At 45.2% G+C, this 17,412-nt stretch carries 6 protein-coding genes; 5 read left to right on the top strand and 1 reads right to left on the bottom strand.

Annotated elements, in window-relative coordinates; genetic code table 11:
• Nucleotides 1–81 precede the first annotated feature (81 nt).
• Nucleotides 82–4,248 carry an EAL domain-containing protein gene (locus tag JC525_RS16130; RefSeq protein ID WP_198816751.1) on the top strand — a complete coding sequence of 1,389 codons (4,167 nt, stop codon included), beginning with the start codon at nt 82–84 and terminating at the stop codon, nt 4,246–4,248.
• Nucleotides 4,249–4,464: 216 nt separating this feature from the next.
• The gene (locus JC525_RS16125) at nt 4,465–6,138 is read left to right on the top strand and encodes an AMP-binding protein (RefSeq protein ID WP_198816750.1); all 1,674 of its coding nucleotides are present in this window, start codon (nt 4,465–4,467) and stop codon (nt 6,136–6,138) included.
• A gap of 159 nt (nt 6,139–6,297) precedes the next feature.
• Here JC525_RS16125 and JC525_RS16120 read toward each other — a convergent pair whose 3' ends face one another.
• Nucleotides 6,298–6,957, bottom strand: a complete 660-nt coding sequence (locus JC525_RS16120) for a dUTP diphosphatase (protein WP_198816749.1) — start codon at nt 6,955–6,957, stop codon at nt 6,298–6,300.
• A gap of 695 nt (nt 6,958–7,652) precedes the next feature.
• On the opposite strand from JC525_RS16120, the gene recC reads away from it, so the two are divergent.
• From recC to recD, 3 genes are all read left to right on the top strand, one after another.
• A complete protein-coding gene (gene recC / locus JC525_RS16115; RefSeq protein ID WP_198816748.1) occupies nt 7,653–11,282 on the top strand; it encodes an exodeoxyribonuclease V subunit gamma in 3,630 nt (1,209 codons plus the stop codon).
• Nucleotides 11,279–15,277 carry an exodeoxyribonuclease V subunit beta gene (recB, locus tag JC525_RS16110; RefSeq protein ID WP_198816747.1) on the top strand — a complete coding sequence of 1,333 codons (3,999 nt, stop codon included), beginning with the start codon at nt 11,279–11,281 and terminating at the stop codon, nt 15,275–15,277. The genes recC and recB overlap by 4 nt, the downstream gene beginning before the upstream one ends.
• 8 nt (nt 15,278–15,285) lie before the next feature.
• A partial coding sequence (recD, locus tag JC525_RS16105) for an exodeoxyribonuclease V subunit alpha (protein WP_198816746.1) occupies nt 15,286–17,412 on the top strand: 2,127 nt, incomplete at its 3' end.

Genomic DNA, 17,412 nt, shown 5'->3' with positions numbered 1-17,412 from the left:
TAAACAGACGCTGCCCATGCTCGAAACATTCTGTTACACTGGCGTTAATAATAATAAATCTTACCGAACGACTCTTATTCGATGCGAAGTTTCATTTATCTGTTTCTTTTTATTGTGGGATGGCAAGCGGTGGCGTCACCTCGACTATCCAACCCGGTTTTTCAATCGCTTTCGACAAAAAACGGTTTACCTCAGGACATTGTAAACGACATCGTCATCAACGAGGACGGGTTTGTTTGGATAGCCACCGAAGGCGGCCTAGTTCGCTGGGATGGCGTGCGGGCAAAACGAGTAGAGGGCCCTAACAACTCCATGGTGGACGCCTCAATTTATAAGCTCGCTTTACAAGGAAAAGAATCGCTCTGGTTTAGCGTTTATGGTAGAGGCGTTTTCTACTTAGATTTGGCTACGCAAAATATTGAGCAGATTGTTCCTACTGATTATCGCAACCTAAAAGGTTTTATTCAGCACGCAGAAACCTTTCACTGGCAAAGCCAGAGTCAACTTATAATTGCGCTTGCGGAAGAAGTGCAAAGATTCAATACCCAGACTAAGACGCTTGAGACAATAGCGCGGCTTCCCGACCCGTTTTTAGATAATAATCAAAGTATTCGCGCTGCGATTACCATAGACGATACACTTCTCATTGCCACGACATCTGGTGTTTACACTAAGGATGTTAACAACCCATCTCAATCACTGAACGAACTCAACTATTTGGGAGACACGCCGAGAAATCTTGACAATGCTAACGCTAAATTTTTGATGTTAGATAACCAAGAAAGAGTCTGGATTACCACCGTGCAGGGCGTTTTTGTTGCAGAGAAAGCAGGTTTCTTAGCGCAGTTACAAGGCAAGAGAGACGATGCGTTTACTCAAGTTGTATCCGATAGAAATGTGTGGACCATGGTGCAGCACAAGGATGACGAATTTTGGATGGGCACCAATAGAGGGCTCTATGAGTTAAGTAAAACCGCTAGCGGATGGCAGTATGAACATATTTTAGAGCCCCATAATGGGTCTACCGAAATATCAAATAAAAAGATTTCAGCCATCGCGGATGACGAGTCTGGAAACCTCTGGCTTAGCTCAGTTTACGCTGGAGCGCTTTATTTTGGCACCAAGAGTGCGGATATTTTTTCGATACAAAATACGCGAACGGGAAGTGGTGATGTTCTTACGAGTCATGTGATATGGGCCCTTGCAGAGACAAAGCCTAACGAACTCTGGCTCGGGACAGAAAACGGGCTCAATCGTTATGATTTAACGTCTAAAAAATTCAACAAATACCTTTTTTCAGAATCTGAGCTCGCGTCTGTGGGCGAGGGCGCTATCGATCGCATAATTCCACTGTCAGACGGAAGGCTTTTAATTGAAACCTACGATGGCATTCGCCTCTTTGACCCCGCAACGGGCGAGTCGCAGCGACCGGAAATCGTTAGTGGTGGAGAATCCTCTATTTTCGATGCCTATGCGCCAGGCGCAACGCTAGCAAGCGATGGTCATTTATACTTTATTGGCAGCGCCGATTTTGTAAAGTACGACATTGAGCGAAAGCGTATTTCCTCTTTACAACTCGACCCCCGCGTATTTGATATTAACTTTTCATTCGGTTTTCTAGGTGAGTCTCCCTATCATGACAACAGGCTATTTCTTGCGACAGAGGGCGGCCTTTGGCTAATCGACCCTAAAACCTCTAGTCATGAACTTGTTTACCGGTTCTCAGAGCTTCAGCGCGCCAGAGACCGCTCAATTGGATCCTGGGTGATTGATGATATGGGGGTGTTATGGCTTGCTTATAGCGGCGTAGGCCTCATTGGGATAGATGCGGACACCTTTGAGCCGCTTTACAATCTAAATGACAGCAATATCTTACTTTCCAATATTGTTTATGGGCTTCAGAAAGATGAGTCTGGGAAAATATGGTTTAGTTCTCACAAAGGCTTGCATAGGTATGACCCTTCGACGAGTCAAATAAAGAATTTCATTTACGGACGTGAATTGAGCGTGTCTGAATTCAATCAAGGGGCGTCTCTTAAATTAAATGATGGTCGGCTCGTCTACGGCTCAACGAGCGGCGCAGTCGTATTTTCACCGTCACAGTTAGAAAATTTAGAAACTAAAAGAAGTTTGCTCAGTAGACAAACCGCAATTACGGAAGTATCAGTTGATAACAGACTACTCCCTCAACCACTAACGAACTTAAACGGACATCATTTTAACCTAGGCTATGAAGACTATGGGTTAACGATCCACTTTTCCGCGCTTACCATGTCTGGTGTCGGAAAGGTGAAGTATTACTATAAATTGCGTAACGGAGACCAAACCGTAACAGAAGGGGTTACAGAAGACGCAAAAGTTACTATCACTAATATAAAGCCTGGCGACTATGTGTTTTCTGTTGTACCTACACCAGGAAGCTTTGACTTCAACGTCACACCTGCCGAAGTTACCCTTTCTATGCCCTACGCGCCACTTCGCTCACCGCTTGCTTACACGATATACGCTTCAGTTATTGTTGGTCTATTTATCGCTTATTTGTTTTCGCGTCAGCGTCAGTTAGTTCGATTGCAAAAAGCCCAGCAACAAGTGACATTATTCAGTGACGCATTTAGGCAAACCCGTGATTGGGTTTTAATCTTTGATAAAGATAAGCGCCTTGTTGCAGCGAACCCGGCGTTTGAGCAGGTGTTTGGATTTAACAGTAAGGAACCCTTACCCAAGCAGCTAGCGAGACTTTACTTGCGCTATCCCAATTTGAACAGGTACCTTTCTGGAAAACTGCCAGAAATGCAGGGCGGTGATTTTTGGAAAGATGAAGCCACGATCGATGGCGCCGACGGCAAACGTTACGATGTTCTTATCGATATTACCGCGGTGAGTGGTGAAACCAATGATGCCGATCACTATCTTATTGTTATATCGGACATCACAGAGCAAAAAAATGCGGAGCGCAAACTCTTAAAAATTGCGACCTATGATAGCCTGACAGGCTTGGTAAACCGGCCACTCCTCTTAGATAGGTTAGAGCACGCCATTGGGCTGGCGCGTCACAATGCTCACCGTGTTGCTGTGATGTTTGTAGACTTAGATCGATTTAAGGGAATTAACGATTCATTAGGTCACGATTATGGCGACAAGCTATTACGAATTGTTGCAAATAGGATGAGAAACCTTGTGGCCGAGTCAGGTACCGTTGCACGACTAGGTGGTGATGAATTTGTCATCGTAATTGAAGAAGTGAATAACCACGACGATTTAAGCCCATTCGTTGCGCAAATTATCGAGTCAGTCGAAACACCAATTTCATTAGCAGAAGAAGTACTCCGCGTGTCTTGCAGCATTGGTGTGGCGTTTTATCCAGAGGATGCCTCTGAGCCTGCTGAGCTTATAAAGCAAGCGGATGTTGCGATGTATACAGCTAAAAAAGATGCACTTAGCGGATTTACGTACTTCACTAGCGATATGAATGAACGTGCAAAAATGCGGCTTCAGCTAGAAAACAAGGTAAAACGCGCGTTCTCAGAAGACGGCTTCTTCAATCACTATCAGCCCATCATTGACGCCAGAAATAACACGACTGCTGGCGTAGAACTATTGCTGCGGGGAAGGCTTGACGATGAGCCTCTGTACCCAGACCAATTCATTCCAGTGCTAGAAGAACTTAAATATATTATAGAAGTCACACGGCGAGCGATGCGAAGAGCCGCTGAAGACTTGTCGGCATGGTATAAACAAGGTTTTAAAGGATATGTCTCAATTAACCTGTCGGCTTTGCATTTCAAAACCGAGTTCGATGTGACAGGCGTTTTGAATCTGCTTAATGAGTTTGGTTTACCAAAAGAAGCGTTTCGTTTTGAAATCACAGAAGGCGTATTGATGGACGATAGCGACAATGCGCTGAGGCAAATTCAGCGTTTTGTCAACGAAGGTTTTGTATTAGCGCTAGATGACTTTGGGACTGGATATTCATCTCTTAGTTACTTAAAACGCTACCCTTTGTCGGTACTAAAAATTGACAAGAGCTTTGTTAATGAAATGACGCCTGGCAACGCTAACGAAGCATTGGTGACTACCACCATCACACTTGCCAGTAATTTGAAGATGACGTGCATAGCCGAAGGTGTTGAAACAAAAGCACAGGTAGACGAATTGAAACTTAAGTCGTGCTTTTTCCATCAAGGCTATTTTTACGCGAAACCATGTACGGCTGAGGAGATAGTTCCGCTGTTATTCAAGTCATGGTAATTGAAAAATTTCTCGTTTATTGACTGGTTTACCCATAAAAATTAAAAAGCCTTAACTATAAGGAAACTAAATTCAGCGCTCAAAGTATTGTTATTCATCGCAAATAATGTAAACGCTTGTTTAAAAAGCTTGTTTTTCAATTAAAAATCAGGCTTATTAGAAGTCTGTGAAATCATTGTAAAAATGATCTACATTATAACAACATATGAGTGACTTATGCCGCTAGACATGACTGCAAACACTACGGAAGTAATTACATCGCCATTGAGTATGTTGTACCACTGGGAAAAAAGCCGAGGGGACGACGTATTTCTTACTCAACCAATAAAGGGTGAATATCACGATTTCACTTGGAAGCAAGTTGCTGAACAGGCTCGAAAAGTGGCAGCACGTCTTCGTGAAATGAATTATCCCGCAGGCAGCCGTATTGGTATTTTTTCTAAGAATTGCGCCGAGTGGTTCGTCGCTGATCTTGGCATAATGATGGCCGGTCACATCTCTGTTCCGATATTCTCGACAGCTGGGCCTGATACCGTTCAATACGTGTTAGAGCACGCAGACGTTCAACTCTTATTCGTTGGTAAACTAGACAATACTGCTGAACAGGTCGCTTCTATTCCCGCCAAGTACTTAACCGTTGCTTTCCCATATCCCAATATCGCTACTAAACAGCAGTGGGATGAATTTATGGATATCGCGCCTATTGATGATTCGCCGGTTCAAGATATGGACGACATCATGACGATTATCTACACGTCGGGCAGCACAGGTCAGCCAAAAGGAGTCGTCCACAGCTACAAAACTGCGTGTTGGGCAGCCCGTCGCTCGCTAGATCAGCTGGGTATTAATCAAGATGATCGTACCATGAGCTATCTACCGCTTGCACACATTACTGAACGAGTGCTCGTAGAACTCTCTAGCTACTACAGCGGTGGGAAAATCCACTTTGTGGAAGATTTGGCAACTTTCCAGCGTGACGTAGGCCACTGTCAGCCAACCTTGTTCATCTCTGTTCCTCGCCTATGGACGAAATTTCAAATGGGCGTGTTGGCTAAAATGCCGCAGAAGAAGCTTGATACGCTACTCAAGATTCCAATTTTAAATAAGATTGTGGCTAAGAAAATCCGTAACGGCTTAGGTATAAACAACGCCCGTTTATGGGCTAGCGGGTCGGCGCCACTTGCACCAGCAGTGATAGAGTGGTTTGCCAAAATAGGTATCTATATCTCTGAAGGGTGGGGCATGACCGAGAACAGCGCTTATGGTACAGGCAGCGTTCCATTCCGCCACGATAAAATAGGTTGTATCGGTAAGCCGTATGACGGTGTAGATATACGTACTTCTGAAGAAGGCGAAATTCAGGTTAAGTCGCCATGCAATATGTTGGAATATTACCTTGAGCCTGACAAAACTGCCGAAGTCTTTACTGAAGATGGTTATTTACGCACAGGTGACAAGGGCGTTATTGATGCCGACGGCTACGTTAAGATTACGGGCCGTCTGAAAGATATTTTCAAAACGGCTAAGGGTAAGTATGTTACGCCTGCGCCTATTGAGGCTAAGTTTATGGAAAATCCCATGGTAGAACAGGTGTGCGTAACAGGGACAAACTTACCTCAGCCTGTTGCTTTATTGGTGTTAAGCGAAGAGGCCCAGAAAAAAGATAAATCGGGTATTGAAGCAAGCCTCAAGAAAACCTTCGACGCCATCAACGCCAAGCTAGAGAGTCATCAGGTTATGGATCGTGTGGTGGTGATGAAAAATGAATGGAGTATTGAAAACGACCTGCTAACGCCAACGCTAAAAGTAAAGCGTCATGTGTTAGAAGAGCGTTTCGAAGGCATTATTCAAGGTAGCTACAGCGATAAACTGGTTTGGGTTGACGCGTAAACCATCCTCATAGCCGATTTGTTTTAAAATAAATATCGGAAAGCTCTGTCAACGACAGAGCTTTTTTTCTAGATCACCTAACTCAATGCTACGCGCGTTAAAACTGCGACTCTTTGTTCGCTATATCAACGTCGATTTATCGTGTTGAACCAAATGCAGCTAGGCTTTAGAAGGATAGCGAGCGCGTAAACCTTCATACACTAAGTCGCTGAACTCTGGCTTAGTTAAGTCAAGTACATCCATTACTTCTACCAAGTGCTCGTTATCTTCGCGGTCTTCCCACACTTTTACGTAAGTACCTTCTTTGTAACCATTATCTTGGCGGAAGAAGTTAAGCACATTTTTACCAACATACTGACGATACAACTCGTCGGCCGACATCTCGCATTGACTCACAATAAACATAAATAGGGGAACGCTAAAGCGTTTTGCGGCACATAGGCCAGTCATCAACTCTAAATTATCAAGGAGCGACTGATTCGACGCCTCGTAGTCTTTACCGTCAAAGGCAACTAAGGTGTTGCCACTTGCCAGTTCAGAAGCAATACTTTTCGCAGATTCTTCAATGTTGCCTTTGTATTCGATAATGCAGGCGCTTAATGCAAAATGCCAGATATCAACCAACTCCATTTGAAGCTGGGGCAAATCTTTATGCTGCGCCTTCCACCACTTCCAGCCGTGATGTTCAATAGCCTCTACCGACTCGACCATTGCCGCACGAAGGTAGCCATAACCTGCGTTTAGCCAGTTTGGGTTTACTTTAGCGTTCATTTTATCTTGAAGAGAAAGCATGGTGGCGAGTTGTTGCGCGGTTAACATTATTGCTCCTGAGCGTGAAATTTTGTTGCGTATTATAAAGGGCAAATTGTACTTGAACGGAGCTTGTGGAGAAACTGCTAATTATCACTGTGAGCGAGTACATTTTCTCGTAATTGTTGCACTACAACGTGCTTGCTTGTGGTGCACTTGCACCATGCTAAAACCACGAACGGATAATGAAGCGTGCTTTTACTTGCTAAGTAACTGATATTTAATGAATTAAAAGTTGGCATTCAACATGCAAAATCTAAAGCGTTAACAGTGCTGCGCAGTAGCGCTAACGTGAATGAGTGCCAGGCAACGCTTATTCACGTTGTTACTGAGTAGACCGTAAACCTTACCCATACAGATTTTTCGTGTCCTGAGGTCTGTGTGGGTTTTTTTTTGCTCGAAAAACACTGCACCCACGCTTTTTCTCTTGTCTGCTTTACCAAGTTCAATACCTCATTCGAAGGCCATGATTACTCGCATAGCGTTATTGAACAGCACTCGCATAGCTTTATTGAACAGCACTAGCATGGCGATTCTATAGCGATCCCCCGCAATTTTTATCCGCGCAAGGTATTTGCTTATCTCATTTTTAGAGAAATAACTTAACTACTTTGTTTAATACGATACACTAAATTATATCGACGACGATGTGTGCACGGTATTTACACGATATCTAAAAGTACGTTCTACAAAGGATTTTTCGATTGCTTGCGCTATATCCCTCAAACAAATTAGAACACTTAAGTTTTCTTCTTACTACGCTTTTACGTCAACAGCCTTTGGGCGTATTTACCCCAGAAACAATCCTGGTTGAAAGCCCAGGTATGCAACATTGGGTAAGCATGCAGATGGCTAACGAACACGGCGTAGCCATGAACATCGACTACCCACTGCCCGTGCGTTTTATGTGGAATACAGCACGCACTGTGCTGGGCTCTGATAGGGTACCCAAGCAATCGCCTTATCGCCGCGAAGTACTCACGTGGCGTATAGATAATGTTCTTCAAGACAGCTCTCTAATGAATAGCGATGCATTCGAGCAGGTTAACAAATACTGGCAGAGTGCAGGTAGTGAGCAGGAGCAGGGGCTTCAGCGCCTTCAGCTTGCTACGGCACTGGCCGACGTATATGAACAATACTTGCTGTACCGCCCAGATTGGTTGTTTAAATGGGAAAAGAACGAGCAAGCCGTATTCGACGATATGGAAGTGTGGCAAAGTGAAATTTGGCGAATTTTAGCGAAAGACCAGCCTTTGCATCCCGCACGCTTACATCAAATGACGCTAGAAGCGCTAGAAGCGGGTAACGTACCTGCTCATTTGCCCAAGCGCGTTATTGTTTTTGCCATAAACACCATGGCGCCCCAACTCATTGCGTTTTTCGATGCCCTTGCCCAGCACATCGATATACATATCTTTCACCTCAACCCCAGTGTTAACTATTGGGGTGAAGCAAAAAGTAGTAGTGAGCAAGCCAAGCTGCTTCGTTTAGAAGGGCTTAAAAAGTGGATGGAAGAAGACCAATCTAACCCACTGCTTGGCAACTTAGGAAAGCAGGGCCGAGAACTGTTTAACTTACTCACCGAGCTGGATACGTTTGAAATAAGTGCATTCGACTCGCCAGATTTCGAAAGTGCAGGTGAGGGAGAGGATGAACGCGGACAGTGTCATTCCAGAGGCCTACTCGACTATATTCACAATGATATTCTTCAGGCTGCTCACCCCAAGCCGCTGACTCGCCAATTAAAGGATAAAGACGACAGTGTCACCGTAATGTGCACCCATTCTGCACTGCGCGAAGTTCAAGTGTTACATGACCACTTGCTGCACTGGTTGTCTCAAGACAAAAATCGCACACCCTCTGATATCCTGGTGATGTGCCCGGCGATTGAGAATTACGCGCCGTTTGTTGATGCAGTATTTCACCGTGTGGGTACCAAATCTTTAGGCGGTACTGGGCAGGTACGTCTTCCTTGTACTATTGCTGACAGAAGCCCCATGGATGCAGAGCCCCTTATTGCAGCATTCATGGCCTTGCTACAGTTACCTGATAGCCGCTTTGGTGTATCGGATATTTTGGATTACTTACAGCTCGACTCGGTTCAAAAGCGCTTTTCCGTGTCTCAAGATGATATAGAGCAAATGGTCGTTTGGTTGAAGCAGGCACACATTCATTGGGGCCTTAATAGCGCTCATAAAACTGCGGTGTCAGAAGGCGTAAATTTAGACGACACCTATAGCTGGTGGTGGGGCATTCGCCGTTTACTTATGGGCATGCTTGCGCCAGATAGTGAAATGATAGTGAGTGAACTACTTACCATTCCCGATGTGGAAGGGCAAAGCGCGTTAACGTTAGGTAAGCTCATAGAAGTGGTGGCGTTACTGGGGAAATTTGCTCAAGAGTTAACCCAACCCCGAACGCCAGAACAGTGGTCTAAAGCATTGATTGCGCTTCGTGACGCCTGCTTTATGCCTACAAAAGATCAGCAGCAAAGCTGGGATCTCATCGCCAAAGTCGCCGCAGACCTAGCCGCCCGGTGTGAAGAAGCTAACTATGAGCACGAATTAACCTTGCGACAGGTTCGAGATCTTTTGCTCAATCGATTTTCATCTCCAGATGCCGGAAACCACTTTATGACCGGTCAGGTTACCGTATGCTCGATGCTTCCAATGCGAAGCATACCGTTTAAAAAAGTGTGTATTTTAGGCCTGAATGACAGTGAGTTTCCTCGTAAATCAAGCCCGTTAGGGCTCGATTTAATGGCAAGTGATGGTCGCAGGGTTGGCGATCGCTCTAGACGATTGGAAGACAGGTACTTATTCCTAGAAGCTATTATCTCAACCCGGGAAAGCCTGTATTTAAGCTATCAAGGTAACGATGTAACGAATAACAGCGAACGACAGCCCAGTCTCGTTTTGGCCGAGTTCATGGATATGCTTGAAAATAACTATGCATTGTCACTAGAGAAATACGCGGTTCATGCGCCGTTACATCCCTTCAGTGAAGCGGTTTTTGCTGGGGCGTTGCCCAGTTATGAAACGGGGTGGCTTCGCCTAGCCGATGCGCTTCAGCACAACAAATTAGGTGCTAACGCGGCTGATACGAATGAAAACGCTGATGTTGTTGATACCTCCCTTGATACGGCGACAGCTGATATTAGCCAGTCGCCCCATGCACTTGCAACACAAGCGCTACGTTTGTCGAATATGCAAATCGCCAGAGCATTTAAAGATCCGCTTGAGCATTTTTCCATACAAAGGCTTGGCGTGAATTTATCGCAATCATTTACCCTGCTTGAAAACAGCGAACCTTTTGAAACTAATGCATTGCTGCGTTATCAGGTGCTCGACGCTATATTTTCATCGCCTGAGCGCGTGGCATCTGGTGAACATGACTCCAATGAACTTACTTACAGTGAACAAGTGATCACGTATGCATCCCTTAGAGGAGATATCCCCAATAATCCTGTGGCGATGGATGAAGTGGAAATGTGGAAAGAAGGTGCACTAGCGCTTAGTCAAGCCATGGGCCCTCACGATGCGGACCCTAAAAAGGCACAATTTAAAGGGAAATATATCACCTTCAGCACTGCGGCATTCAGAGGTAGCGATGCATTAGTAGAGCTCTGTGCGGGAAAGGTTGACACTCACAGAGCGCTGGGCTTTTTCATCTCTCAGTTGGTCTTTTCTTGTAGCAATGAAGAAACTAGCTATACCGGTTATCCACTAGAAATCTATTCATGCTCGTGGGAAAAAGGGGAAACTACGCTGAAGAAACAAACGTTTCCTGCGTTTGAACGTGATACCGCCGCGCAATTGCTATTATTTATCGAGCAGCTTTATTTGGCTATTTATACTGCACCAACGCCCGTGTATCTAAGCCTTTTTGACAGCATCATCCCCGGAAAGAGAAATTCTGAGAGTAAACCTATCGTAGATAGCGTAAACCCTTTACTGTTTAACGAAATTCTACGCACGCTTGTGCTTAATGATGAAAGTTTTAGCGAAGCTGACAAGGCGCTTCTAAGTCAGCTTCGAGTTACAATTGACGAAATATGTCCGTTCGTAGACAAAGATGATGTGCCAAACGAAGAAAAAGATGAAAAGGTTAAACAGATAGTCGGTCATGCCGCTGAGCTTTTCGACACGGTAGAATTACAACGGGCGCTAACCGATTGGCAGCAAAGTAGCGGGCAGTATAGCGCAGACATGGGCAATAACCCTTATCTTAACTGGCTATTTCCTCAAGGCATCAATTGGAGTGATGTGCCGCATTTAAGTGCCTTTTTACTACTCGCCATGGTGAACAACGCATCTCAAGAGGAGAAGTTATGAGCAATATTACCCCATCCTCTGAAAGCGATATGGCAACCCAAACCCAGCTTGAGGCCAACAATGACGCGCAACTGCTTGATGTGGTAGCAATGCCATTAAAAGGGCGTCATCTAATAGAAGCCAGCGCAGGGACGGGTAAAACCTTTAACATTACCCGGTTATATTTACGTTTACTGTTAGAAAAAAAGCTGACGGTAAAAGAAATATTGGTAATGACGTTCACCAAAGCTGCCACCGAAGAAATAAAAGGGCGTATTGCCAAAACCTTAAGAGAGGCGTTACTGATTTGGCAGCAAGCCAAAGAGAATGACAATCAAATTGACAGCAACTGCGACCCTGTTTATCAGCATTTGTTTACTAGCTGTAATACCGACGAAAGCCTGGCTTTGCTAAAAGCTGCACAGTTAGAACTTGATGAAGCGTCGGTTTTCACTATTCACGGCTTCTGCCAGCACGTCATTACCCAATTGGCGTTTAACAGTGGTTTTGCCATGTCGTTAAATTTAGGTAATGACACGGGCGACTTGTACCTTCAGGCGGCAGAAGATTACATTCGAAAGGTGAGCAAGGACGAAGACGATTTTAGGCTGTTGGCAGAGTCTGGGTGGCATACACCTGAAAGGCTGTTACTAGAGTTTAATGCCAGCATTAAAAGTACTCTGACCCCATTAATGCTTAGCGAGCAGGATATTGAGCTTGCCTATCAAAGGCAGCTAGATGAATCGCCGCATACTTCTATAGCCTACGTAAAAACGCTATCGCAAAGCGTAGAAGATAATGAGGGGTTGTTAGTTGAGCAGCTTATTAAAACACCTGCTCATAAGAAAGAAAGGCCGCAGGAATTAGCCGCATTAAAGAGCTGGTTACGTTCATGCGCAGATAGCGGGCAATATTACTTACCCCCGCCTGAAGCAGAAGCATTTGTTAAAGGCACTCGCTACGCGAAAAATTCTTCAGGGGTAAAAGAAATACTAACGCCGATTAAAGAGTTTGCGGCTGCATTGAAAAAAGTATTCGGCGAAAAGGATAATGCACTGGCTAAAGTACCCGTGTTTAAGCTGGTTATAGAAGCCATTGCGTTCATTAAAGGGCGCGTTGATAAACAGAAAAAGCAACTTGGTGTTATCGATTTTGACGACCTTATTCGCATGTTAGCCGATGAGGTGGTTAAGCCGAACAATACACTTGTCCCTGAACTTCGAAAAAAATTTCCTGTGGCGCTTATTGATGAGTTCCAAGATACCGATGCCAAGCAATACGCCATTTTAGATGCGGTTTATCCTAATGCATCGAGCAATTTGACCTCACAAACGGAAACAGACCTTTCAAACGATAACGAGGGGAGCGCGTCGGCAAGAGTCAGTGCTTTATTAATGATTGGCGACCCTAAACAGGCAATATATCGCTTTCGCGGAGGGGATATCTTCACCTACTTGAAGGCGGCCAGACAAGCAGACTATCGCTGGGTAATGAACACCAACTGGCGCTCGGTAGAGGGGATGGTAAAAGCCTATAACCGGTTATTTTATGGTGCACCCGTCGCATCGAATGCACCCACAGATGTGTTTGGCTTCGACATCAAATATAACCCCGTTGAATTTACGCCCAAAGCGGCAGCGGCTAAAACCCCATTGATAGACCCTGCAGCGCAGCGTAGCGCGATGAATTACGTGAGCATGTGCTTGGAAGAGAAAGAAAATACCAACATCATGCGTCGTAAAATGGCCCAGTGGATTGCGCAAGAGATTTATCGCTTGCTAAACGAGGCTCAATTTCAATTAGACAACGGTGAAACAAAACCGGTAAAGCCGCAAGATATCGCTATTCTAGTAAAAGACAGGACCGAAGCCGGCGCTATCAAAAACGTTCTACAGCAAAAAGGGTTAGCCTGCGTTTATTTAAGCGATCGAAGCAATTTGTTTGCTAGTGCCGAAGCGAAAGATGTTCTCAGGCTTCTTAACGGTATATGGAATGCGAACGATACCAGCAACGTTTCCTCTAGCTTAGCATCTCCGCTTTGGGGCTATAGCCCACAGACCCTAATTGAACTGCTTTACCACGAAGATGATGCTATGTGGGATAAAGCGATGGACAAGGTATTGTCTTTGCGCGACATGTGGCTTCAGAAAGGCTGTATGAGCGTGCTTCTGCACCTAATGCAAGACAGCTACGTCCCTCATGCTGATAGCGTGGAACGCGCGCTTACAAACTATCAGCATCTTGCCGAAGTGCTGGAAAAAGCCAGCACCACACATCAGCGACCTGAACAGCTACTCGACTGGCTAAATAAACAAATTAACAAGCCAGAAAGTGACGAAGAACTTACGTTACGTCTTGAAAGTGACAGCCAGCTAATTCGTTTAATCACGCAGCACGGCTCAAAGGGCCTTGAATACCCCATCGTGTTCATTCCTTATGCAACGGGCTATCGTGATGCGGCAAAAAATGGTAATTCCACGTCTCAAATATTTACCTACTACGATGAAGACAAGCAAGATTTGCAAATGCAGTTAGGTCAAACTGCGCAAGCCATATCTCGGGTTCAAAGTGAAAGCGAAGCAGAGGACATGCGCCTTGCCTATGTTGCGGTGACGCGAGCGGCACACCGTTGTTATATGGGGGTAATTCTACTGGCTAATAACGAAAAAAGCGCGCTGGCCCGCGCCTTGGGCGTGAGTGGGGAAGATGGGTTGGGTAATGACTGGTCGAGTGTATTACGCCGCGTCGCCGAAGAGGACGAATCTCATGCAAGCTATATAGACGGTGATGAGCTTGTGGAAGTGTATTCAGGCTTTGAACAAAATGAAATGATTCCTCAACTTTCGGCACTTCAATTTACGGGCACCGCAAGCGAGGAATGGCGGCTTTATTCGTTTTCAGCCATGAGCCGTTTAACAACCAGTGGCCCAGTGAAAAATACTGAAATAGCCGAAGGCACAAGCCAAAACCTTCCAAGTGTCCCTGTACTTCAAACCATCCGTGATGAAGAAGTGTACGCGCTCGATACGTTATCTGCTGATGGTGAAATACTTAACGCGACTGTGAGTTCACACCGCAATCCGTTTGTTGAAGTAAGTGCAGTAACTCGAAATGACCTGCGTTTTACGCTAGAAAAAGGAGCAAGTGCAGGTAACTTACTTCACGATATTTTAGAGCATAGTGATTTCAGTGCGCCGGTTTGGGAAGAAACTGGCAAAGAGTTAGTTAATCGCTTTGGGTTAGATGAAAAGCGTACCGCTTTTCTTTACGAGTGGCTTGATGAAGCTTTACAAACGCCTTTGTACCCTGACATGCAATTGAGTTTGAGCGATTTGACGCTAGAACAAACTCTGCGCGAGGCAGAGTTCTACTTTCCAATGAACGACACGCAGTGGACATTACTTCGAGAAGTGCTCAATACCCATCGGCAAAGCGTGGCGGAAACCTTGGGCGGTGAGGCTGAACCGGCTCCCCAGCTCATAACGGCTAAGCTTAAAGGTATGATGCATGGATTTATCGATTTAATTTTTGAACATGACGGTCAGTTTTTTGTAGCCGATTACAAGTCAACCTGGCTGGGTGATACCCTTGAAAGCTACATGCCTTCAGCGCTGTTTCACAATAATCAGCATCACCTTTACGATCTGCAGTATTTAATTTATTGCTTGGCACTGCATCGTTATTTGAGCAATACATTGGCAGATTATGATCCCGATACTCATTTTGGAGGCGTCTACTACCTTTATTTACGTGGCATGCACCCAGAAAACGAGCAAGGGGAAGGGGTGTTTTATACCCATATTCCATCCAGTTTGCTTCATCAACTGGACGCTATTTTCGCAAGTAAAGGCACTACGCACACCCCTCCAGACCCGCTAGATAATGGGGATGAAACCGAGGCACCTTTAAGTGAAACAGTTTCGGCTGATCCACTTCAAAAAGATACGAATGCTAATTCTTCAAGTGAAAGCCAAAAGCCTTCGGGTCAGCAGCAGTTTATTTTCGACGACGAATAGGAGAAGCAATGAATAACAATCAACATTCAGTGTCGTTGTTTTTCGATAACTTATTTGGCATTGAAGCCATCGATAAGTTCGTCGCAAAAGAGTTTGGCTTTGTAGAACCGCTGTCTGAAAGCGATGCTTTAATATGGGCAGGTTTATTGGTACACCTATCGTACATGCAGCGAAATGGCCATAGCTGTGTTTATTTAAAAGACGTTGCGGGAACTACGCTTTTTAAAGAAGTAGCACCTTCGGCGGCAAGTAATATTGCTGAGCAACCATCTGGCGACGTACTTCAATCAGACGAAATTCATGCAAGCGGGCATGAAGAAGAAAAAGCGCTTAAAGCAGGCTTTCTGTTACCAGAATTAACGCCTCTACTTAAAATTGTGAAAAGTGCGCTTAAAAACGAGCAGGTTGCCCAGTTGTTCGTCTATGACAATGGCAAACTTTACAGCCGCCGCTACTATGAGTTTGAACAAGAGGTAGCGAGAAACGTTGTAAAGCGGGCAGCGCTTGAGCCGTTAACTGAAGACGCTAGCGAAAAAGTTAAGCAGCTTTGGCCTGCTATATTCCCTATACAAACCATAGAACATCAGGACTGGCAGCAAATCGCCGTTGCTAAAAGTTTGATGCAGCGCTTTTGCGTCATAAACGGTGGGCCGGGAACGGGGAAAACCTATACCGTGTTGCGCTTATTACTCGCGCTCCAGGCAAGTAATGAGAACTTAAAAATTGTACTGGCAGCCCCTACCGGTAAAGCGCAGCAGCGCATGACTGAGTCTATTATAAGCAGTATAGAAGGACTTCGCGGGAAGGTAGACGATAGTGCGCTTGATAAAGTGCCTACCGATGCCGTAACCCTGCACAGATTGCTAGGGCTTCGCGAATTCGGCGTTTCAACAAAGTACAACCAGTATAACCAATTGACTGCTGACGTACTCATTGTAGACGAAGCAAGTATGGTCGATTTAGCGTTAATGACTCGCATCGTTAGGGCATTGCCAGATCATGCACGGCTTTATCTTATCGGCGACGCCGACCAGTTGCCTGCGGTGGAGCTTGGCAATGTGCTAGAACAACTCGTTAGTGACGAAACAGTGGGTTTTGACATGGACGATAATGCTATATCAAGTAGTGCAAGTGCTCGTGATGGCGCGCTTTCAATGGGGGGCGTGCCTTCTTTAATGCGACAGAGTATTGCAACGCTTTGCCCACATCTCCCCTTGTTGCCTGTAAATGAGGAAGCCAAGACTTATGTGGCGACACTTCAGGCACCGCAGCGCTTCAAGGGGCAGGTGGCCAAGGTGGCGACAGCTATTCAGCGTGGCGATGCTAATGAAGCAATTGCCGCCATCGGTGAACATGGTCGTGGCGATGAAAAGACAAACATCACGTCAAATGCACTGTTGGGCTTGAAAGCTGGCGTTCACCTATTGCCAGAACAACAAGTAAATACTCGAGATTTACAGAAGCTTGCAAAAGAAAGTTTCTCGCCAATATTTGATGCAAAAAGCGCTGAAGACGCGCTTAGTTGCCTGAATTATGTCCGATGGCTCACACCCGTACGAAAGGGTGTAATGGGTGTTGAAGGTTTGAACAGTCTTGTATTCGATGCCATTAAGCACAAAATTAAGAGGCGAGAAGGGCACTTCTATCAGGGCCAGCCGATAATGATAGTAAAAAATCATCATCCGCAGCGACTTTCAAACGGTGAGGTTGGCGTAATTTGGCCAGATAGCAAGGGTAAACTTTATGCTTGGTTTTACCAAGATACAAAAAATGAAGGCCAGGTTCCAAGTACAGATGACAAACAAATCGTCGACGCGAGTGACGGGCAGCAAAAGCAAGTGCTTCGCAGCATATCACTGTCAAGAGTTCCGCAGTTTGAAACCGTATATGCAATGACTATTCATAAATCCCAGGGCTCTGAATTTAACCATGTAGTACTGATTTTGCCGAAGCCTGATAGCGAAAAAGCCGCTAACCTTTTTCATCGAGGCTTGGTCTACACCGGGTTAACCCGTTCAAAAGACGGTTGCTTAATCATAGCTGATAACAACACTTTCAGTAGTATGGTTGCGAAGGTTGATAAACGTTATTCTGGGCTTTCAGAAGCGATAAAACGAATCACTGCCAAAGAACAG

This window comes from Alteromonas sp. IB21, from assembly GCF_016405965.1.
Taxonomy (GTDB): Bacteria; Pseudomonadota; Gammaproteobacteria; order Enterobacterales; family Alteromonadaceae; genus Alteromonas.
The sequence above is the reverse complement of the archived record's forward strand: the minus strand, read 5'-3'. Positions and strand labels throughout refer to the sequence as shown.